The sequence below is a fragment of the Pseudomonas sp. SJZ080 genome, assembly GCF_007828295.1.
Taxonomy (GTDB): Bacteria; Pseudomonadota; Gammaproteobacteria; order Pseudomonadales; family Pseudomonadaceae; genus Aquipseudomonas; species Aquipseudomonas migulae_A.
In genome coordinates this window covers 1-19,890 of sequence record NZ_VIUK01000049.1, presented here as the reverse complement: position 1 = coordinate 19,890, position 19,890 = coordinate 1, and the positions used below count along the sequence as shown (strand labels likewise).

Below are 19,890 nucleotides of genomic sequence, written 5' to 3'. Positions count from 1 at the left end.
ACTCTTATCGTTGCTATTAGTCATAAACATAACCGTTTGCCTATCCCTTATCGTAAGGGGGAAACGGTGTCCTGTCTTTCATGGGGCTCGTTCAAGTGCTGAATCCCACGGCCGTTTTCTGTAACGATCGTGAGCGCTATTACACAATGCTGAGTGTTGCTGACACCGGTACCACAGAAGGACTTGAAGCGTGGTGCATCTATGTACTGAAGGGAGTAAAGGATGAAATTGCCAAGGTCGATCGACTCACCGACTATGCCTATCTAAAGCACTCGATTCTCACGCCTGCCGTTACATTCGCTCGTCAGCGTGAATGGATTACCAAAACAGAAGAGGCTGTGCTGAATAAATCAATCACTGACCGCATCGTCAAGTCTGCCGATCTCGCAAGTGTGCTACCGGATCTATCAGGGAGCCAACGTACCTATTTGATCAAAAAACTGGTTAGCCAAGGAATGCTCCTCCCGATCAACGAAGGAGCAAGGCAATACACTATCGGGTTCTCAAATAACTACCTGATGCGAGGCGTTATTAAGGGGCTCAGAGAGCAAGGCTTTATCCCTCAACCATTGGAAAACCCTTAAGGCGAATGACGCTGACACACCAGAATAATAAGCGAGGTCTTAATCACAGTCGCCGCATTGCGCATCTACACACTCACATAAACCCACGCCTCAATCCCGGACTCCAGTACCACGCTGACACGCTTGTAATCGGACACTTCATAACTATCCGCAGCGGCCAACTCCTCAACCGTGATCTGAAACACCATCCCCGGAATTCGCGCGCTGTTCTCGTTGCCCGGACGAAGGATCGGATGGTGCGTCTTGCCGCTGGTGGCCAACACCTCGGGATCGGTAATTTCCACCCACGACTGCTCGTACCCCAACATCGCGTCGGCACTGCCGGTCAGCTCACGTCCGAAGTTGGCCAGTTGCACGGCTTTGTCCTGCAAGGTGCCGTAGGAAAACAGATACACCGTTGAATCGCTCATTCCTGAACCCTTGATTGAATAGTCGCACGCACCCTAGCGAGAAATCTTCAGCGCCTGCCGCGCCTGGTGTTTCTCCAGCGCCAGCTCGATCAGGCGGCTGACCAGTTCGCTGTAGGTCATGCCGGTGGCCTGCCACAGTTTGGGGTACATGCTGATGCGGGTGAAACCGGGGAGCGAGTTGATCTCGTTGATCAGCACTTCGCCGCTGTCGGTCAGGAACACATCGACCCGCGCCAGCCCGGAACAGCCCAGCACCTGAAATGCCTCGACGGCCAGGGAACGAATGCGCTCGCTGGCTTCGCTGCTGATATCAGCCGGAACCACCACCTCAGCGGCCTGTGCGTCGATGTACTTGCTGTCGTAGGAATAGAACCCGCTGCGTACCACGATTTCGCCACAACCGCTGGCGATGGCGTCTTCGTTGCCGAGCACTGCGCATTCGATCTCGCGGCCGCTGACGGCGGACTCGACCAGCACTTTCTCATCGAAACCGAGGGCCAGTTCGACAGCTGCCGTGTACTCGGCCTCGTCGTTGACCTTGCTCACGCCCACCGAAGAGCCCTGGTTCGCCGGTTTGACGAACAGCGGCAGGCCAAGCTTGCCCTGGACCTCGGCGAACCCGGTGCGCGCCGCCGTGGCGCGAGTCAGGGTCACGAACGGTGTGACCGCCAGCCCGGCATCGCGCAGCAGGCGTTTGCTGATGTCCTTGTCCATGCACACCGCCGATCCCAGCACATCGGAGCCGACAAACGGCAGATCGGCCATGCGCAGCAACCCTTGCAGGCAACCGTCTTCACCCAGGGTGCCGTGGACGATCGGGAAGATTACGTCGACGTGTCCCAGCAGTTCCTGGCTTGAGGTTTCCACCAGTTGCTGACTGGCCTTGCCAGGCACCACGGCGAGTTCGCGGTTGGACTGGTTGAGGGCGATCAGTGCTGGATTTTCCTGGTTGAGCAGGAAGTTCGACGGATCGTTGAGGTGCCAATGACCCTGTTTGTCGATGCCGATCAGTACCGGTTCGAAGCGCGACCGATCCAGCGCGTCGACGATGTTTTTCGCCGATTGCAGCGATACTTCGTGTTCAGCCGAACGGCCGCCAAAAATAATGCCTACCCGCAGTTTGCTCATTCAGAATTCCTCAACGATTGGCCACCAGATGCGCACCGAACAACAAGTAGCAACTGCCAGCAAAGCGATCCAGCCATTTACGTGAACGGTCGTAAGCCCCCGCCATCCGGCGACTGGAAAACAGCAGCGCAACGCCGCTGTACCAACTGAAGGACAAGGTCGCCATGGTCAGCACGGCCAGCGCCAGTAACATCGGCGGCACGGACGCGGGCATGGCCGTCGCGAAGATGGTCGCGACGAACAAGGCGGATTTGGGGTTGGTCATGTTGCCCAGAAAGCCCTGGCCATACACCGACAGTAACGTGCGCCCCGCTCCGTCAATCGAGCCGGACTTGCCCGCAACAACGGGCGGTTTACGCCGGAACTGCTTCAAGCCCAGATAGATCAGGTAACAGCCACCGGCAATCTTGAAGCTCAGGTAAAGCGTCGGCGCTGCACTAAACAGCGACTTGATACCCAACCCGCCCGCCAGCCCCCACAGCACGGTGCCAGTGGCCACACCCAGCGCCGCCACCACCCCGTGGCGCTTGGAGTGACTGGCGGCCAGTTGCGCGATGTTGAAGAAGTTCGGCCCCGGCGTCACCACCGCAACCGTCCACAACAATGCCAGCGACAACAACGGAGCGACGTAGCCCAGGTGAGAAATGTCCATGATGTGGGTCGCCTTCTTGGCTTCAGAGGATGTGCCACACAGTGCAACATTTGCCTTCGATTTTCTACTCGCGCGCGGCCTTCCATCGGCCAGAAGACAGACGACCGGTCACTGGGGTAACGTGATCGGCATCGAGTTCCAGGCAACGTTCACTATGACCAGGCACCCACCGCGCAATGACTGGTTCCACCGCGCGCCCGATATTGGCGGGCTACAGCGGTTCGAGGCATTTTTTGCCGGCCATGGCTACGACCTGCACCGCCACGACACCTACGCCATCGGTCATACCCTCGCAGGTGTGCAGCGTTTTCAGTACCGCGGCGGCTGGCGCCACAGCCTCCCCGGCGGGACGATGGTGCTGCACCCGGACGAAATCCACGACGGCGAAGCCGGGACCGAGACCGGCTTCCAGTACCGGATGATGTACATCGAACCGGCGCTGATTCAGCAGATGCTCGGCGGTCAACCGCTGCCCTTCATCAAGAACGGCTTGTCGACCGATCCACGCCTGTTCGCGGCCACCGAAGTCCTGTTGCGCAGCCTCGACTGCCCCCTCGAACCGCTGGAAGAGCAGGACGCGCTGTTCGATCTGGCGCAAGCCTTGAACAGCGCTGGCGGCGTCACTGCCAAGTCTGCAAGCTTCGACTACAGGGCTGCGGAGCGCGCGCGGGAATACATGCATGGCGCACTGGATCGCACCGTGACGCTGGAAGAACTGGCGCACCACAGCGGCCGGGATCGCTGGAGCCTGTCGCGGGATTTTCGCCTGCTGTTCGGCACGAGCCCTTACCGTTACTTGACCATGCGCCGTCTCGACCTGGTTCGTTCGCTGCTGATTCAGGGCCAGTCGCTGGTCAGCGCCGCGCTGATCGCCGGCTTCACCGATCAGAGCCACATGACCCGCCAGTTCAGCAAAACCTACGGTTTGTCCCCAGCACGCTGGATGAAAATGCACCGCCGCTGAGCCACGCACAATCGTACAAGAAGCACGCTGTTGCGCTGGCTATCGTGGTTTCACGATCAACCACGAGAGCTGCTCCATGAAAGCCTACGAAAGCCTGAATTTCGCCGAAAAAATCTCCCGGATCGGCGCGCACTGGACACCGCGGGTCATCGCCGAAATGAACGACTACCAGTTCAAGGTGGTGAAGCTGCTGGGAGATTTCATCTGGCATGACCACCTTGATACCGACGAAGCCTTCATCGTTCTCGAAGGCCAGTTGCGCATCGATTTTCGCGATGGCCACGTGCTGGTGAATGCCGGCGAAATGTACGTGGTGCCCAAGGGGGTCGAGCACAAACCGTTCGCCGGGCAGGAGGTGAAACTCCTGCTGATCGAACCCCGGGGCGTGTTGAACACCGGCAGCAATGGCGGCGAGCGCACGGCTGAAAATGACGTTTGGGTGTGAAGTCTTACGGCTGTAAGGTTTTGCCGTCCACCGGATCGCCGATTGTCAGGAAATGCCCGCCTGCCACGTGGTGCAAGGTACGCAACGCATCGTGCCCCTCGAAGTGCCAGCGACCGTCGCTGAACACGCGCTCGTCCGCCTGAGCGGCGATCACTTCGGCCAGGAACAGATCGTACTGTTGGTGGTTGCCGGGCTCCGGCAGCAGTCGGCATTCCAGCCAGGCCACGCAATCTTCGAGCATCGGCGCATCGATCAGCTCGCCGCTGAAGGTCTGCAAATCATAGGTCTGGAATTTGTCACGGCCCTGGCCCTGAGTCAGCTCCAGGCCGGAAGTCGAGCCAACGGTTTGCACGATATCGGCCTGCGCGGCGCAGGGTACGTTCAGCACGAACGTGCCGGACGCTTCCAGCAGTTGCCGGGTCCAGGTGGACTTGTCCAGCACCACGGCAATTTTCGGCGGCTCGAAATCCAGGGGCATGGCCCAGGCCGCTGCCATGATGTTGCGCTGCCCGTCATGGGCCGCGCTGACCAGCACGGTCGGCCCATGATTGAGCAGACGATAAGCCTTGGACAAGGGAACCGGGCGGCGATGGGAAGCGCTCATGGGCATCTGCTCCTGGGAAAAGAGCCGATTGTAGCTATATCCCGCTACAGGGAGTTCGAACGGACGAAAGATCGCAGCCTGCGGCAGCTCCTACATTGGCATGGCGTACACCCTGTAGGAACTGTCGCAGGCCGCGATCTTTTAGAGGCTAGCCATCAACTCGATAGCTGATTGGCGAACTGCCCGACCGCATTCACCACTTTCTGCGCGCCGTCCTGAATTTCGACAATCACCGTACCCGCCTCTGCCGCCAGCGCCAGGCCTTGTTCGGCCTGAAGTTTACCGTCGGTCATCAGGGATACGGCGTTACGCGCCATGTCCTGGTTCTGGCGCACCACCAACACAATTTCATCGGTGGCCTGACTGGTGCGCGAAGCCAGTTGCCGGACCTCGTCCGCCACCACGGCAAAACCGCGGCCCTGCTCACCGGCCCGGGCCGCTTCGATGGCCGCGTTGAGCGCCAGCAGGTTGGTCTGTTCGGCAATGCCACTGATGGTTTTGACGATGGTGCCGATTACCAGCGATTGCTCGTTCAGCGCTTCAATACCATCGCCGGCGGTTTGCATGTGTTTGGCCAGGTCGCGCATCACGTTCACCGCCTGGGTCACCACGGCGGTGCCGCGCTGGGCGCTCTGATCGGTTTGTTGCGAGGTGCCGTAGGCAATGTTGGCCGCTTCGGCGACAGCCTGTTCCTGATTGATCTGATCGGTGATCACCGTGGCGAACTTCACCACTTTGTAGAGCTTGTTGTTGGCATCGACCACCGGGTTGTAGGACGCTTCCAGCCAGACGGTACGCCCGTGGCTGTCGACGCGCTTGAAACGGCCGGCCACGAATTCACCGGCATTCAGACGACGCCAGAAGTCCTGATACTCGGCGCTGTTGTGCTCCTGCGCTTCGCAGAAGGTGCGGTGATGTTTGCCCTTGATTTGCGCCAGGCTGTAACCCATGCCGTTGAGGAACCGTTCATTGGCTGTGAGCACGTTGCCAGCCAGGTCGAATTCGATCACCGCCGTCGAGCGAACCAGCGCACCGATCAGGTTCTCGTGCTCACGGGAGGCCTCGATGGTGCGAGTCAGGTCGCTGGAGTAAATCGAAAAGTGTTTGATCCGTCCGTCTGCGGAGCGCACCGGCTGCACAATCGAGCGCAACCAGGCTTCCTGGCCATCGCCACGCAACAGGCGCACCGTACCGGCGAAGTGCTCGCCACGGGTCAGCGCAACCTTGAAACGGTGATGGAATTCATCGGACTTCACGTGGGGAGGCACGATGTCTTCGATCGGACGATCGATCAGGTCGTGGCTCTTGTAGAGCATCTCGCTGAGGAAATTCTGATTGACCGACTGAATTCGCCCATCGGGATCAAGGGTCAGGACCAGCATCTCGCTTTCCAGACTTTCCTTCACTTGCTGAAGGCTGGAGAGTTCTTCGCGAAGAGCCGACAACTCTTGCTTCAAGCGTTTGTTGAACATGGGAAAGCACCGATGGGCAGGGATAGAAAGCGGTATACAGCCTAGCCATCGGCCTTGGAGATATTTTCTGAAGAGTGTTTCAGGCTTGTCCTACAAAAATAGTTGTCATGTGCGCCGCGCCACCTTCAATCAAATGGCGCCAGCCGCCGGGCAACTGCCTGTTCTGGGCATGCGAGCACCGAAATACAACGCGCTGCTCACACCCACCGCCCCCATCACGGCGCAGAAGATCACGCAAATCCACGGACTCCACGGCATCAGGCCGATCAGCAACAGCGGCGTGATACTCGCCCACGCGGCGTAGGCAATGTTGTATGTGAAGGAAATCCCCGAGACGCGAATCCGCGCCGGGAACAGGCTGACCATGACGGAAGGCACCGCACCGACCACACCGCAACCGAGGCCCGCAATCGCGTACGCAAGACCGATCCAGCTGCCGCCGCTGATCAGGCTGGTATAGAGCACGCCAATGCCCAACGGCAGCAGCAGGCTATACAACATCACCGTGCGCCAGGCGCCGATACGGTCGACCAGCAAACCGGCGAGCACGCAGCCGATGTTCAGGAACACGATGCCCAACGCACTCAGGGCGAAGGTGTGGCTGGCGGTCATGCCGAAGGTTTTCTGCATCATGGTCGGGGTGATGACTACGAACACCACCACCGCCGATGTCAGCACGCAGGTAAGAATCATCGCCGGCAAAATCGCCAGGCGATGTTCGCGCAAGACCGTGCGCAATGGCAGTTCGACTGCGGCATCGCGCTTGGCCTGCATCGCCATGAACACCGGGGTTTCACTGAGCCAGCGGCGTAGCCAGACACCTATCACGCCAAATACGCCACCCAGCAGGAAGGGGTAACGCCACGCGTAATCGAGGATTTCCGCCGGGGTGAACGCCTGCGCCAGAAAGGTCGCCGTCAGCGCGCCGATCAAATAACCGAAGGTCAGTCCCGCTTGCAGGAAACCGAGCGCGTAACCACGGTGCGCGACCGGTGCGTGCTCGGCGACGAAGACCCAGGCGCTCGGTACTTCACCGCCCACCGCTGCCCCCTGCAGAATCCGCAGGGCCAACAGCAGCAGCGGCGCGAAATAGCCGATCTGGGCGTAGGTCGGCATGATGCCGATCAGCAGGCACGGCAGCGCCATCATCAAAATGCTCAGGCTGAAGACTTTCTTGCGCCCCAGCCGATCGGCGAAATGCGCCATCAGGATCCCGCCCAACGGCCGCGCCAGATAACCGGTCACGAAAATCCCGAAGCTTTGCAGCAGGCGCAGCCATTCGGGCATTTCCGGCGGAAAGAACAGCTGGCTGAGGGTCAGGGCGAAAAACACGAAAATGATGAAATCGTAGATTTCCAGCGCGCCACCGAGGGCCGCGAGGCCAAGGGTCTTGTAGTCCGAACGGCTGAACGGTGCCGGGCGCGAATCGTTGTGAGCAGTCATCAAAAGAACTCTGGCGTAGGCAAAAACCAAGGCGCCCATGGTCTACGCAATCGCGCCAGCGGACAACCCGTTAGACCAAAGTCTCAGCCTGGTAAAACTTCGTCACAAGACGTGACCGATTGATTTACTGTTGGCACCTGTCCAGACGGGCCTCTGGAGCCAATGCCGATCGAAACTGTAGGAGTGAGCTTGCTCGCGATGGTCGATAACGATTACACGTGTTGACTGGCTAAACGCGGCGCTCTTACGTTCATCGCGAGCAAGCTCGCTCCTACATTAACAACGGCATAAGCCTCTGCGGCCTTGAAGACCACAACAAACATAAAAATCGAGGTACTCCCGTGGCTGCTGATATCGAAGATACCCGCTCTGCCCGCTTTGCCCTGCGCTGTTCCAGTTTTGCCGAACGCTGGTTTCCCGATTCCTGGGTGTTCGCCGCGCTGGCGGTGATTATCGTCGCCGTCGCCACCCTGTTCATGGGCGCCAAACCCACCGACGCCGCCATGGCGTTCGGTGACGGGTTCTGGAGCCTGATCCCGTTCACCATGCAGATGGCGTTCGTGGTGATCGGCGGCTATGTGGTCGCCAGCTCGCCCCCCGCCGTAAAGCTGATCGACCGCCTGGCGCGAATTCCGAAGAACGGCCGTTCCGCCGTCGCGTGGGTGGCGCTGATTTCCATGGTCGCGTCACTGCTGAACTGGGGCCTGTCGCTGGTATTCGGCGGCTTGCTGGTACGCGCCCTCGCCCGCCGCGTCGATCTGAAAATGGATTACCGCGCGGCCGGCGCCGCCGCCTACCTGGGCCTTGGCGCCGTATGGGCCTTGGGCCTGTCATCGTCAGCGGCGCAATTGCAGGCCAACCCGGCCAGCCTGCCGCCGTCGATTCTGTCGATCACCGGGGTGATTCCTTTCACACAAACGATTTTTCTCTGGCAGTCCGGCGTGATGTTGCTGGCGCTGATCGTGATCTCGCTGATCATTGCCTACGCCACCGCACCCGGCCCGAACTCGGCCCGTGATGCAAAAGCCTGCGGCATCGATCCGAGCTTCAACCTGCCGCCGCTGCAACCGCGCACTCGTCCCGGCGAATGGCTGGAACACAGCCCGCTGCTGACGATTCTGCTGGTGCTGCTGGCAGCCGGGTGGCTGTTCCACGAGTTCTCGACCAAACCGGCGATCAGTGCGATTTCCGGGCTGAACACCTACAACTTCCTGTTCATCATGCTCGGCGCCCTGCTGCACTGGCGCCCGCGCAGTTTCCTCGATGCGGTCTCCCGCGCAGTGCCAACCACCACCGGCGTCCTGATCCAGTTCCCGTTGTACGGTTCGATCGCCGCGCTGATGACCACGGTCAAAGGCACCGACGCGCAAACCCTGGCTCACCACATCTCGACCTTTTTCGTACAGATCGCATCCCACGACACCTACGCGTTGCTGATGGGCGTGTACTCGGCGATCCTCGGGTTCTTCATTCCGTCGGGTGGCGGCAAATGGATCATCGAAGCGCCGTACGTGATGCAAGTGGCCACCGACCTGAACTACCATCTGGGCTGGGCCGTGCAGATCTACAACGCCGCCGAAGCCCTGCCGAACCTGATCAACCCGTTCTACATGCTGCCACTGCTGGGCGTGCTGGGGTTGAAGGCGCGGGACTTGATCGGGTTTTCGTTCGTGCAACTGCTGGTGCACACGCCGCTGGTGCTGTTTCTGCTGTGGGCATTGGGCACGACGCTGACGTATACGGCGCCGGTGATGCCGTAAACGGAATTGATTGCACCTGCTGTGAGGCAGGTGCAATCAGCCTTGATCGTTGGGTAACACCTGCAGAAGTTCAGGCAAGGCGGCCTGAACCGTATCCCATACCACTTCCAGATTGATATCGAAGTAGCCGTGAGCAATGCGATTGCGCATACCTCGCATGCTGCGCCATGGCACCTGAGTGTTCTGCGTGGTGTATTCGGTGTAGCGATCCATGATTTTGGTCGCGGCCTCTCCGATAATGATGAGGCTCATGATGACGGCTTGCTGGGTCCGTTTGTCGTCGAAGACCCTTCTTTACTCAAACCTTCGACAAAGATCAGCGCATCCCCTGCAGCCTGACGCATATGGTCAAGGTAATCGCCGAGACGGTTATCGGTCATACGGGACGAGCCTGCTCAAGCACCTGCTGGCGAAACTTCACTGGAAGATCGCCGGGCGTCAGCAGATCGACACTCACCCCCAACAAATCCTCAAGTTCGACCTGAAGGCCGCCAAGATCAAAAAGCGTGGCACCTGGCAGTGCATCTACCAGCAAATCAAGGTCACTCCCCTCTTTATCCGTTCCGAGCAATGCCGAACCGAACACACGGGGATTGGCTGTCCGAAAGCGGCCAACAACCTCACGAACGGCAACTCGTTTTAGGTCAAGCGCAACCGAGGGCTTCATTTTTCACCTTTACCCAGTGCAGTATTGCGCCAGTCTAGCAGTGCTTGAGTGAGGTAAACACTGCGCCGCATGTAAGCCGACCTGTCACCCGCCTCCGCCTCGGAGGCCCACACGCTGAAAAGGATCTGAGCATGTTCAAACTCGCAGCACTCACCCTTGCCGCCCTGACGCTGAGCACCGCCGCCCACGCCGATGCCGATCTGAAGCTGGGCAGCACCGAGCGCGTCACGCGGCTGTTCGCCTACCCCAACAACTGCAACGTGATCTGCTTTCGCAACTGGACGCTGGAGCAAACCGTCGAGCATTACCTGACGCAAAGCGTGCAGCGCGATGGTTACAAAGATGCGAAGGTGCAGGTCAAAACCGATAACGATCAGCTCTATGCCGCCATCACCGGGGTGCCCAGAGGCTATGAAAAGCCGTTGGCGGCGCTGCTCGATGCAGGCGATCTGGCCTACACCGGCGCCAGCAAGCTGAATGCCGACGGCAAATGGGCCTACAGCTGGTATTTGTTCCTGCCGCTGGGCATGGCGCTGGAGAACCGTAGAAGCGTCGAATTGCTGCACTTCCCGCCCGATTACTCGCTGACCCAGGCCCAGGACTACCTGGAGTCCAAGACAACCGATCGTTGGGCCACGCTGCTGACGGTCAACGGGATCGCTGCCGATCAGACGCCGGCTTTCCAGACCATCATCGACATCGCGCCGATTGCCGCGCCATCCAACGCCGGCAAGGATCTGGAAGGCGTTTACGATTACTTCAAGGACTACCAGACCACCATGGTCAAGGAAGTCAGCCAGAACGCCAGCGGTACCGCGCTGCCGATGGTTGCTTTCGGTGCGCCAGTGCGCAACTGGATCAAACAGCAATACGGGCCGACCGTGAACGTGCTGGGCCTGGTCAGCATCAGTCCGAAGGACGGGGTGAAAGTGCCGGTGTTGGGTTCCAACCACCCGAGTTATATCTGGTACGCCGCCGACCCGGACAGCTATACCGGCAAAGATCCACAGGCCCAGGCCGACGCGGCGGGCCTGAAAGTCATGGGCCAGGACTTGAGTGCCGCGTGCTGGCAGGCCGCCATGGGCCGCGACCCGGACAGCAATCCAGACATTGAACTGAAAAGTTGCACCCAAACCTGGCAGGTGGCCCAGGCAGATAAGACCTGCGAGCTGTTCTACACCTCGATTCGCAACCTGACGCCCGGGCAAGCCGCCGCCAAGTGCGCGACAACACCGATCAAGTCTCAACTCAAACAGCTCAAGGTCCCGGCGCCTGCGACCGCGATACCTGCTCCGCCTTTGTAAAATGCTGAACAGCGTTCCTGCGTGAGCCTTGGCTGACGTGGGAACGCGCGTTTCTCCTCTGTCAGTTATGACAGTAGACCGGTTGTTTCTTTTGCGAGAGTCTTGAGGCGTACCCATGTGCTGCAGGGCTGACAGGATGTCAGCTGACGGAGGTCGCAGCACCCCGCCGACAAGGATTGTTATGAGAGCCCACGCCGATCAAGGAATCCCGCCGCCATCCAATGGCATCTACCCATTTCCAGAGTTGCCCCTTCGCCTTGGATTCCCGTCCATAAATGACTTTAAAACCATCCACAACGCTCGAGGGGAGGCCATCGGGGTCGCAGCCCTGCGCGATTTCCCCCGCCTGAGCCGGATGTGTCGTGTTTCCGGTCATCTGCTGCCCTATCGCTGCCGATATACCCGACAACTGGCGCCGGGCATCCATGTTCACGATCCACTTTTCTGCGGCCTGCTTAGCCACGCCTGCGACCCCAATGCCTTTCTCGACATGAGCGAGCTGTGGTTATGGGCGCTGAAAGACATCAATAAGGGCGATCGGCTGATGATTGATCTTGCCGCAACGGAAGACAAACTGCAGCGGCAGTTCGCCTGCCGCTGCAGTTGTCCTGGCTGCCGGGGCTGGATCACCGGCTACGACGAGTTGCCGAATGCCAATGGCCAGCTGTTTTTACAGAACCGCCGCCGACGGCGCCCGGGCTGAGGGTTTTATTGCGCCTCGACCGGGCGCAAACGGTACTGTGGCGGTAACTGCTCGAAACCGCTGATGCTGGCGTTCAGGCTCTTCCACCGGCCATCCTTGATGCCGTAGATGCAGCCGTGAATCGACAGCTTCTGCCCACGATGCCAGGCGTTTTGCACAATGGTGGTGTGCCCGACGTTGGCCACTTGCTGGATCACGTTGAGTTCGCAGAGGCGGTCGACCCGCTCTTCTTCCGTCGGCAACAGGGCCAGTTCTTCGCGTTTTTCGTAGTAGAGGTCGCGAATCGAACGCAACCAGCCGTCGATCAGGCCCAACTGACGGTCCTGCATCGATGCGCGCACGCCACCGCAGCCATAGTGGCCGGTAACAAGGATGTGTTTGACCTTGAGCACGTCGACCGCGTACTGAATCACCGACAGGCAATTGAGGTCGGTGTGCAGCACCACGTTGGCCACGTTGCGGTGGACGAACAGGTCGCCAGGCAGCATGCCAACAATCTCGTTCGCCGGTACGCGGGCGTCGGAGCAGCCGATCCAGAGGAATTCCGGCGTTTGCTGACGGGCCAGTTTGGCGAAGAAGTCAGGATCTTCTTTGGTGATCGCGTCAGCCCAGCGCTCGTTGTTATCAATCAGATCTTGTAATTCGTTCATGCAATGAAGCCTCGAGAATGATGCGCTGCTTTGACAGACAACCGTCCGTCGAGGTCACGCGCGAGATGCAGATTGCCGCTGATGCATATTACCTGCACTCCATGGCGGTGGAATTCTGAGGAGCCCAGTGGGTCCACCGTAGTAAGGCCCACAGTATGAGGAATTGCCATGACTGATTCACGACGTCCGTACGATGCGGCGCAACCCGAGCCCATCGACGACAACGAAGACCGCATGGGTTCGATACATGAGCTGGATTTCGACGAGGAAGAACCCAGCGCCAAAATCGGCGATGAACTGACGGAAAACGAGCGCGAGCGACTAATGCCACGGGGGCGCGTGCGTGAAGCAGGCATGACCGGCGCCTCGACCGCTGACCATGAGTCCACCGACGATGACATGAGCCCGGAAACCCTGATCCGTGAAGACGGTGCTCGGGATGCCCATGAGGCAGGTGAAGGTGGCCAGGCCGATTGGGATTTGAGCATTGTCGATGAAGATGACATTGGCGGGGGCAATGGTCTGGATGAGGAGGAATTGGCGAAGCAGGATCCGATGGATGGGAGTCGGTGATCTATCTGAATGACCGGATTTCCGCGTAGGAGCTGCCGAAGGCTGCGATCTTTTGATCTTTCATAGTCGCGGCACGTAAAGATCAAAAGATCGCAGCCTTCGGCAGCTCCTACCGGGGTTCAATCCACCAAAGTGCAGGCCATGACCACGGCATCTTCCCGCCCGCCAACCGCAGGATAATAATCCCGACGCCGTCCAATTTCGTTAAACCCATACCGCTCATACAACCTAAACGCCGACCGATTGCTGTCGCGCACTTCCAGAAAACATTCCCGAGCCTCAGCCTTATAGGCAATCGACATCAGGTGCTCCAATAGCGTCAACCCCAGTCCACGCCCCTGATTTTCCGGTTTGACGGTGATATTCAGCAGGTGCGCTTCATCAAGAATGATCTGCACCACGCCGTGCCCGACCTGCTGCTGCCCTTCAAACATCAGCCAGATCTGGTACTTGCCCAGCCCATCGAGAAAAATCCCACGGGTCCAGGGATGGCTGTACGCCGCGTATTCGATTTTCAGCACAGCGTCCAGGTCCGCCTCGGTCATCGGGCGAAACGATACAGCGTCACTCATTTGATTCTTTCCAGCGCGCCATTAGCCGACGCATGGCTTGCCAGACATCAGCCTTACGCTGTGGCTCTTCCATTAATAATTCCAGACCCGGCAGGGCCCAGACCGTACCCAGGCCGTCGACCTGGAGTTCACGGTTGAAGGATTCGGCATTCGCCTCACCGGCGAAACGCACCGCCGGCAAGCCAATCAGCCACACGCAGACGCACGGCGCGTCTTCCAGTCGGGCCGACAGAAAACCTTGCACGAAGTCACGGGCTACTTCCGGTCCCTGGTCCATCGTGCCCCGGGCCAGTAGCGGCCAGCGCACCGGCTCGCCGACGATCTGCGGGCTGTCCGGCAGACCGGCGGCGCGCAGCATGTCCTTGAGCAACAGATAAGCGGGGTCGCGGGTCTGGAAGGTTTCGCCTGTGGGTAACTCCACCAGCAGCAGGCAGCGACCGGCGCGCAGCAATTGCAGGGCGAATCGCGGGGGCGGCACGACTGGCGCCTTGACCGCGACCGGTGCCTCCTCTTCTTCAACCTTGGCGTTGTCACGCGTGCTGGCCAACGATGGCCGCGGCACCTCGATTTTCACCCGTTCGGCCGGCTTGACCACAGGCTCCACGGGCGCATCGACCACTGGCGCCAGCGCCACCGGTGCGACGACCAATGGCTCAGGCATCTCCAGCAGCTCGGGCCGCGAAGGCGCGGCAAAGGGCAATTCAGTGCGCGGCAGCCAGTTGACCACCTGCATGGCGGTCAAATAAGCGCGACGACGGGACTCGATAAGCAAAGGTCGGCCACTTGTGGATAACTAATAGTGCGCTGATTCTACCGCCCTTCGCTCAAGATCGCTCACGCTGTTGATCGATAGACCTCACCGATAGTCTTTCTACCTATGAAAAATGGTGACAGCCCGTCCCGAGAGTGAATCGCATCGGTCCCGATGCAGTACAATCGCGGCTTTTAATCGCCAACCAGCCGGCCATTCCGATGATCGAACCCAAGCGCGTCTTGCGCGCCCTCGCTGAACACTGGGCACTTCTGGAGCCACTGTGCGAGCACTTCGACCAAGGCACACTGAGCCTCAACGAACTGCGCACGCAACTGGCCGCCCAGCAACTCGACAGTACGCCGCAGGACATCACCAGCCTGCTGGACGTGTGGATCCGCCTCGACATTCTGGTTCCCGTGGCAAAAAGCCCGAACCGTTTCGAGCTCAACGCGCAGATCCACGACTTCCTCGCTTACCTGCGACGTGAGCACCGTCTGGGCCTGTGCCTGGAAATCGAAGCCTATCTGCGTCACCTCGAACGCCTGGCCGGTTATATCCAGGACGCCTTCGACATCCGCGACGGCCATGACCTGGCGCGCCAGTTACGCCTGCTCGACATGCGCGTGCGCGATGTGCTGAAAAAGCTCGCCAACGACGAACAGGCCCTGGTGGCCGTGGCCGAACGCGCCAAGACCAGCGACCGGCAGATCCCGCTGCGTCAGCGTTACGCCGAAGTGCTGGCGACCTGGGACGAATACGTCGAGCCGATGATTCAGTTGGTGAACGCCGACGGCGCCTTCGAACAAGGTGTGCGCAAGGTCGAGAACGTGCTGTTGAAGATGCTCACCGAGCAGCAGCGCCTCGGCCACCTGGTCGACGACGACATGCTGCTGCGCACCCACGCACGCATTCTCGAAATGCAGACCAGCGCCCAGCTGACCTTGCGGCATGCCCGCGAATTGCTGCTGCCGCTGCGTGAAGAAGCCCGTCGCCACAACGCCGTGACCCGTGGCGCGGCGCTGGCCTTGTCGGCCATCCGTCGCAAAGGCATCGATGCGGTGCCACAAGCGGCGATGCCAATGTTCACCCGGCCGCAAAGCACCTTCCTCGGCAGCGCCAGTCAGGTCGAAGCCTACGTTTACGCGCTGGCCCGTTTCGAGCCGAAACCGGCACGCTTCCCCAAGGCCCACAAGACCCAGAAAGGCGAAGCACCGCGCGCGCCACGCACCGTACGGGAAATGCTCGAACGCTGCGAAGACGCCCTGCCGATGCCGGACCTGATGACCTGGCTGCTGGAGCAGGAGCCGGACGGCGCCACCGACGAATTGCTGTACTGGTTCTCGCGCCTCTCGCGGGAAAAGCGCTTTAAACGCGAGCGTCTGGAACGCCGCGATTACCACACTCACGAGCATCAGGTCAGCCTGCGCTCCTTCGCCCTGCTCTCGGCCCGCGATACCGCCGCCGAGGATTCTGCGAGCATCCCACATGCATCTTGATCTATCCGAACTGTCCCAGCTGGCTCCGATCTTTCGCGAGCTGTTCAAGGGCTACCACGTCAGCCGCCGCGATCCGGAGCTGTACGCGCAACTGTCGAACTTTCAGGATCAGTACCGCACGCTGTTCAAGGCGCTGGGCTTTGAACTGGTCTGCGACACCCGTGGTTTCTACTACTTCGTGCCGGACCTCGCCGCAGCAGCGGTGAACAAGACGGCGCAACGTCTGGCGCTGTTTACTTTCATCCTCGTCGAGCATCTGGCGGATCAGGGCCGTGACCCGATCGCCGTGCTCGACGGCGGCAGCCTCGGCCGCGATGAATTGCCGTCGTTGCTGGAAAAGTACCGCGACCTGTTCATCCAGGCCGAAGTGCAGACCGTCGAAGAACTTGAAGAAAAAATCATGCGCCGCATGACTCAGCTCGGTTTCGCCAGCGAAGAAAACGGCGTCTACCGTTTCCTGCCGCCGATGCACCGTTTCCTCGATGTTTGCCTGTCGGTTCAGCAGGACCGTGACCTGGCGGCCAGCCTGCACAGCGTATTGCCGCTGCCGGTCCCGGTTTTGATCGACGATGACAGCGACGAAAAACTTTTGGAAACCGATGACCCGCTCGACTTGAGCGACTTCGCTGAAGAAAGCGAAGCAGACGCCCTGGCCCGCGCCATTGCCGAAGAACAGGAGACCGACGCATGAGCAAGGAACGCTACGGCATTCGCCGCTTCGCCCTTTTGAACACCGCCGGTTACAGCCTCGGCCTGTTTCCGCTGGAAGAACCGCTGTCGGTCTACGGCGCGAACAACCTCGGTAAATCCGCCTCGATCAACGCGCTGCAATTCCCGATTCTGGCGCGCATGTCGGACATGAGTTTCGGCAAGTACAGCCTGGAACAATCCCGGCGCTTCTACTTCGCCTCGGACACCAGTTACATCCTGGTGGAAGTCTCGCTGCCCCACGGTCCGCACGTGATCGGCGTGGTCGGTCGCGGCCCGGGCGGTGGTTTCGGCCATCAGTTCTTTGCCTATGCCGGCAAACTGGACCTGGCGCATTACCAGAAAAACGACACCTGCCTGCGCCAGAAAGAACTGTTCACCAACCTTGAGCGCGAAGGCCTGAAAGCCTACGAACTCAAGCCGGATGAACTGCGCCGTTTGCTGGTGGGCGGCCACACGTCGATCCCGCTGGACCTCACGCTGATCCCGCTGCGCTCCACCAGCGAACAGAGCCTGAAGACCTTCCGCGCCCTGTTCATCAACCTGCTGCACATGCGCGAAATCACCGCGGCCAAGCTCAAGCAGCTGTTCCTCGATGCCTTCGAACACAGCCTGCGCTCCGGCAGCGTCGATTACATCGCCGCGTGCGAAGAAGCGTTCCGCGATGTACGACGCATGGAGCAGGACTACAACTCGCTGGTCACCGCTGGCCCGTTGGTTGAAGCGCTCGCGGCAGGCGTGACCCAACGCAATATCTTGCGCGGCAAGCTGCACCGGATCTCACCGCTACTCGACTCACTGCTCGGCACTTGGTCGGACTACGCCAGTGCGCGCAAGGAAGAGCTGACGATTCAGGCCGAGCACTACCGCAACGAACAGGACGCGCTGCAAAACGATCAGCGTGGCGGCACTCAGGAACTGATGCGCCTGGAGCGGGAAATCAGTGGCATCCAGCGCTGGCTCGGTGAATTGTCGGCGCTGAAGAATCGCTTCGCGCTGGTCGATGACGTCAAAGTGCTCGAACAGCAGTTGCTCGCGGCCAAGGACGCTCACGATGAACTGGCCGGTGCGCTGGCGCAGTCGCGGCAGTTCTCTGCCGAAGACCTCGAAGAACGTCTGCGGGATCTGGAAAAGCGCCTGAAGTCGGTGAAACAGCAACTCGATCATGCCGACAACAACAGCTACGCCCGTCTGCGCGAAGAATTTTCGCAACAGGACGTCGAACGCCTGATGCGTCTGTTCAACAGCGCACTGTTCAGCCTGCCGCTGGGCGAACACGGGATTGCGCTGGACGAGGACGGTCAGTGGGTCAAATCCATGGAGCTGATCCTCGACGGTTTCAAAGGCGAGCGCTTCGAAGTGCCGGGCCTGTCCATCGACCTCTCGCACATCGAACCTCCGGCGTTGCAAGCCCTGGCTGACCGCGCCGCGTTGCGCGACCAGAAAGAGCGGCTGGAAAAAGAACTCAAGCAGCTCAAAACCCAGGCGGCCGTGGCAGCCGACCGCGCCGCGAGCAAAACCCAGACCGAAGCGCTGTACCAGCAAGTGCTGGATGCGCAGAAAGCCCTGGAGGATTTCCGTCGCTCGCAAACCCTGAGCGCCGAAGAAGGCGACAAGCTTGAGCAGCTGGCGCAAATGGAAGCCGCGCAGGACGAGTTGAAGCGTTCCAGCGACGCCTTCACCGAACGCGTCCAGCAACTGTCGGCCAAGCTGCAATTGGTCGGCCGTCAGATCGGCGACATGGAAGCCAAGCAACGCACCCTCGACGACGCCCTGCGCCGCCGTCAGTTGCTGCCGGCAGACCTGCCGTTCGGCACGCCGTTCATGGACCCGATCGACGATTCCATGGACAACCTGCTGCCGCTGCTCAATGACTATCAGGACAGTTGGCAAGGCTTGCTGCGCAGCGACGGGCAGATCGACGCGTTGTACGCTCAGGTGCGCCTCAAGGGCGTGGCCAAGTTCGACAGCGAAGACGATATGGAACGTCGCCTGCAACTGTTGATCAACGCGTATGCACACCGCACCGACGAAGCCCTGACCCTCGGCAAGGCACGCCGCGCTGCCGTCACCGACATCGCCCGGACGCTGCGCAACATCCGCAGCGACTACGACAGCCTCGAGCACCAACTGGCGCTGTTCAACCGCGAGATCAACAAGCGCCAGGTCTCTAACCTGCAGAGCTTCCGTATCGTCCTCGCGCCGAACAAGGAAGCGTTGAAGCACATCGACCAGATCATCCACAGCGCCGGCCAGTACGAAGAAGGCGAAACCCTCTCCGTATTCGACCTGAGCCAAAGCGCCGATCAGGACAACAAGAACGAAGAAGCCAAGGAATACCTGGCGCGTCTGGTGGCGGCGAACCACAACCAACTGGGCCTCAAGGACTTGTTCGAACTGGCGTTCGAGATCACCAAAGTCAACGGTCAACCGGTGATTCACACCGACATCGATGGCGCAGCGTCCAACGGCACCACGATGACCATCAAGGCGCTGACCAACATGTACTTGTTGCTGCACTTGATGGACCGCGACCAGGCCGGCCGTGTACGCCTGCCCTACTACCTCGACGAGGCGGCGGACATCGACGAGAAGAACCAGGCAGCGCTGCTGGAAACCAGTCTGCAACTGGGCTTCGTGCCGATTCTGGCGAGCGTCAAGCCGCAGGTCTGCGCCAGTGTGGCGATTGACCTGGAAGGCGGCAGCGGGCCGAACGGGATCTACATTGACGAGGCGGACTGGAAATACATTCGTCGTCACGATGAGGTGAAGGCTGCCGTTAACGTTGAAGCGGACGAGCCGGAGCTGGATGCGGTCTGATTTGCGTTAATCGAAGGCAATAAAAAGGCCGCGATCCATTTGGATCGCGGCCTTTTTTATGGCGTGGCGTTCGTTGTGAACTTTAGGGCCTCTTCGCGAGCAAGCCCGCTTGTGTCTAGATCTAGGAATAAGCTCTGGGGTGAGAGGGGTGGATGGCAAGCTGTGAGTCCGCGGTGCTTGA

The 19,890-nt window shown here is 60.0% G+C and carries 18 protein-coding genes and 4 pseudogenes; 10 read left to right on the top strand and 12 right to left on the bottom strand.

Features of this window, described 5'->3' with window-relative positions; translation table 11 throughout:
* Positions 1-92: 92 nt before the first annotated feature.
* Positions 93-584, top strand: a pseudogene (locus FBY04_RS31730) (Fic family protein); the annotation flags it as partial.
* 65 nt (positions 585-649) lie between these two features.
* Here FBY04_RS31730 and FBY04_RS31725 read toward each other — a convergent pair.
* Genes FBY04_RS31725 through FBY04_RS31715 form a run of 3 tightly spaced genes read right to left on the bottom strand, consistent with a single transcriptional unit; the run spans position 650 to position 2,774 of the window.
* The gene (locus FBY04_RS31725) at positions 650-994 is read right to left on the bottom strand and encodes a gamma-glutamylcyclotransferase family protein (RefSeq protein WP_084323472.1); all 345 of its coding nucleotides are present in this window, start codon (positions 992-994) and stop codon (positions 650-652) included.
* Positions 995-1,027: 33 nt separating this feature from the next.
* Positions 1,028-2,122 (bottom strand): D-alanine--D-alanine ligase, encoded by a 1,095-nt coding sequence (ddlA, locus tag FBY04_RS31720; protein ID WP_145319567.1) that lies wholly within the window; start codon positions 2,120-2,122, stop codon positions 1,028-1,030.
* A 10-nt stretch (positions 2,123-2,132) separates the two neighbouring features.
* A complete protein-coding gene (locus FBY04_RS31715) occupies positions 2,133-2,774 on the bottom strand; it encodes a LysE family translocator (protein WP_145319564.1) in 642 nt (213 codons plus the stop codon).
* A 154-nt stretch (positions 2,775-2,928) separates the two neighbouring features.
* On the opposite strand from FBY04_RS31715, the gene FBY04_RS31710 reads away from it, so the two are divergent.
* Both FBY04_RS31710 and FBY04_RS31705 read left to right on the top strand, forming a co-directional pair.
* Positions 2,929-3,738, top strand: a complete 810-nt coding sequence (locus FBY04_RS31710) for an AraC family transcriptional regulator (protein WP_145319561.1) — start codon at positions 2,929-2,931, stop codon at positions 3,736-3,738.
* A gap of 76 nt (positions 3,739-3,814) precedes the next feature.
* Complete coding sequence (locus FBY04_RS31705) at positions 3,815-4,183, top strand: cupin domain-containing protein (RefSeq protein ID WP_084323475.1); 369 nt, start codon at positions 3,815-3,817, stop codon at positions 4,181-4,183.
* A gap of 4 nt (positions 4,184-4,187) precedes the next feature.
* Here the strand turns inward: FBY04_RS31705 and FBY04_RS31700 are convergent, their stop codons facing one another.
* The 4 genes and pseudogenes from FBY04_RS31700 to FBY04_RS31690 form a co-directional block, all read right to left on the bottom strand.
* Positions 4,188-4,787 (bottom strand): flavin reductase family protein, encoded by a 600-nt coding sequence (locus tag FBY04_RS31700; RefSeq protein WP_084323476.1) that lies wholly within the window; start codon positions 4,785-4,787, stop codon positions 4,188-4,190.
* 155 nt (positions 4,788-4,942) lie between these two features.
* Positions 4,943-5,377, bottom strand: a pseudogene (locus FBY04_RS33435) (methyl-accepting chemotaxis protein); the annotation flags it as partial.
* Positions 5,378-5,530: 153 nt separating this feature from the next.
* Positions 5,531-6,169 (bottom strand): annotated as a pseudogene (locus tag FBY04_RS33430) (PAS domain-containing protein); the annotation flags it as partial.
* A 219-nt stretch (positions 6,170-6,388) separates the two neighbouring features.
* A complete protein-coding gene (locus FBY04_RS31690; protein WP_084323502.1) occupies positions 6,389-7,702 on the bottom strand; it encodes an MFS transporter in 1,314 nt (437 codons plus the stop codon).
* 341 nt (positions 7,703-8,043) lie between these two features.
* Between FBY04_RS31690 and FBY04_RS31685 the strand changes: the two genes are divergently transcribed.
* Positions 8,044-9,462, top strand: coding sequence for a short-chain fatty acid transporter (locus FBY04_RS31685; RefSeq protein WP_008037184.1), 1,419 nt, complete (start codon positions 8,044-8,046; stop codon positions 9,460-9,462).
* A gap of 36 nt (positions 9,463-9,498) precedes the next feature.
* On the opposite strand, the pseudogene FBY04_RS31680 reads toward FBY04_RS31685, so the two are convergent.
* Positions 9,499-9,842, bottom strand: a pseudogene (locus FBY04_RS31680) (DUF86 domain-containing protein).
* Positions 9,839-10,129 carry a nucleotidyltransferase family protein gene (locus tag FBY04_RS31675; RefSeq protein WP_084323479.1) on the bottom strand — a complete coding sequence of 97 codons (291 nt, stop codon included), beginning with the start codon at positions 10,127-10,129 and terminating at the stop codon, positions 9,839-9,841. The pseudogene FBY04_RS31680 and the gene FBY04_RS31675 overlap by 4 nt, the downstream one beginning before the upstream one ends.
* A gap of 131 nt (positions 10,130-10,260) precedes the next feature.
* Here FBY04_RS31675 and FBY04_RS31670 point away from each other — a divergent pair, with 131 nt between their 5' ends.
* Positions 10,261-11,433: a hypothetical protein gene (locus FBY04_RS31670; RefSeq protein ID WP_084323480.1), complete on the top strand. Its 1,173-nt coding sequence runs from the start codon at positions 10,261-10,263 to the stop codon at positions 11,431-11,433.
* A 181-nt stretch (positions 11,434-11,614) separates the two neighbouring features.
* Complete coding sequence (locus FBY04_RS31665) at positions 11,615-12,136, top strand: lysine methyltransferase (RefSeq protein ID WP_084323481.1); 522 nt, start codon at positions 11,615-11,617, stop codon at positions 12,134-12,136.
* A gap of 5 nt (positions 12,137-12,141) precedes the next feature.
* Here the strand turns inward: FBY04_RS31665 and can are convergent, their stop codons facing one another.
* On the bottom strand, positions 12,142-12,786 hold the full coding sequence (gene can / locus FBY04_RS31660) for a carbonate dehydratase (protein ID WP_084323482.1): 645 nt from the start codon (positions 12,784-12,786) through the stop codon (positions 12,142-12,144).
* Between the two features lie 168 nt (positions 12,787-12,954).
* On the opposite strand from can, the gene FBY04_RS31655 reads away from it, so the two are divergent.
* Positions 12,955-13,359 (top strand): serine kinase/phosphatase, encoded by a 405-nt coding sequence (locus tag FBY04_RS31655; RefSeq protein WP_084323484.1) that lies wholly within the window; start codon positions 12,955-12,957, stop codon positions 13,357-13,359.
* Positions 13,360-13,478: 119 nt separating this feature from the next.
* Here FBY04_RS31655 and rimI read toward each other — a convergent pair whose 3' ends face one another.
* Entirely contained in the window at positions 13,479-13,931 is a 453-nt protein-coding gene (rimI, locus tag FBY04_RS31650; RefSeq protein WP_046030107.1) for a ribosomal protein S18-alanine N-acetyltransferase, read from the bottom strand.
* Positions 13,924-14,664, bottom strand: a complete 741-nt coding sequence (locus FBY04_RS31645) for an energy transducer TonB (protein ID WP_145319570.1) — start codon at positions 14,662-14,664, stop codon at positions 13,924-13,926. Before FBY04_RS31645 ends, rimI begins: the two co-directional genes overlap by 8 nt.
* Before the next feature lie 239 nt (positions 14,665-14,903).
* Here FBY04_RS31645 and mksB point away from each other — a divergent pair, with 239 nt between their 5' ends.
* The 3 genes from mksB to mksF are packed head-to-tail and all read left to right on the top strand — an operon-like array spanning position 14,904 to position 19,709.
* The gene (gene mksB / locus FBY04_RS31640; protein ID WP_178118345.1) at positions 14,904-16,181 is read left to right on the top strand and encodes an Mks condensin complex protein MksB; all 1,278 of its coding nucleotides are present in this window, start codon (positions 14,904-14,906) and stop codon (positions 16,179-16,181) included.
* Positions 16,171-16,872: an Mks condensin complex protein MksE gene (gene mksE, locus FBY04_RS31635; RefSeq protein ID WP_084323490.1), complete on the top strand. Its 702-nt coding sequence runs from the start codon at positions 16,171-16,173 to the stop codon at positions 16,870-16,872. Before mksB ends, mksE begins: the two co-directional genes overlap by 11 nt.
* A complete protein-coding gene (gene mksF / locus FBY04_RS31630) occupies positions 16,869-19,709 on the top strand; it encodes an Mks condensin complex protein MksF (protein ID WP_084323492.1) in 2,841 nt (946 codons plus the stop codon). The genes mksE and mksF overlap by 4 nt, the downstream gene beginning before the upstream one ends.
* The last annotated feature ends 181 nt before the right edge of the window (positions 19,710-19,890 follow it).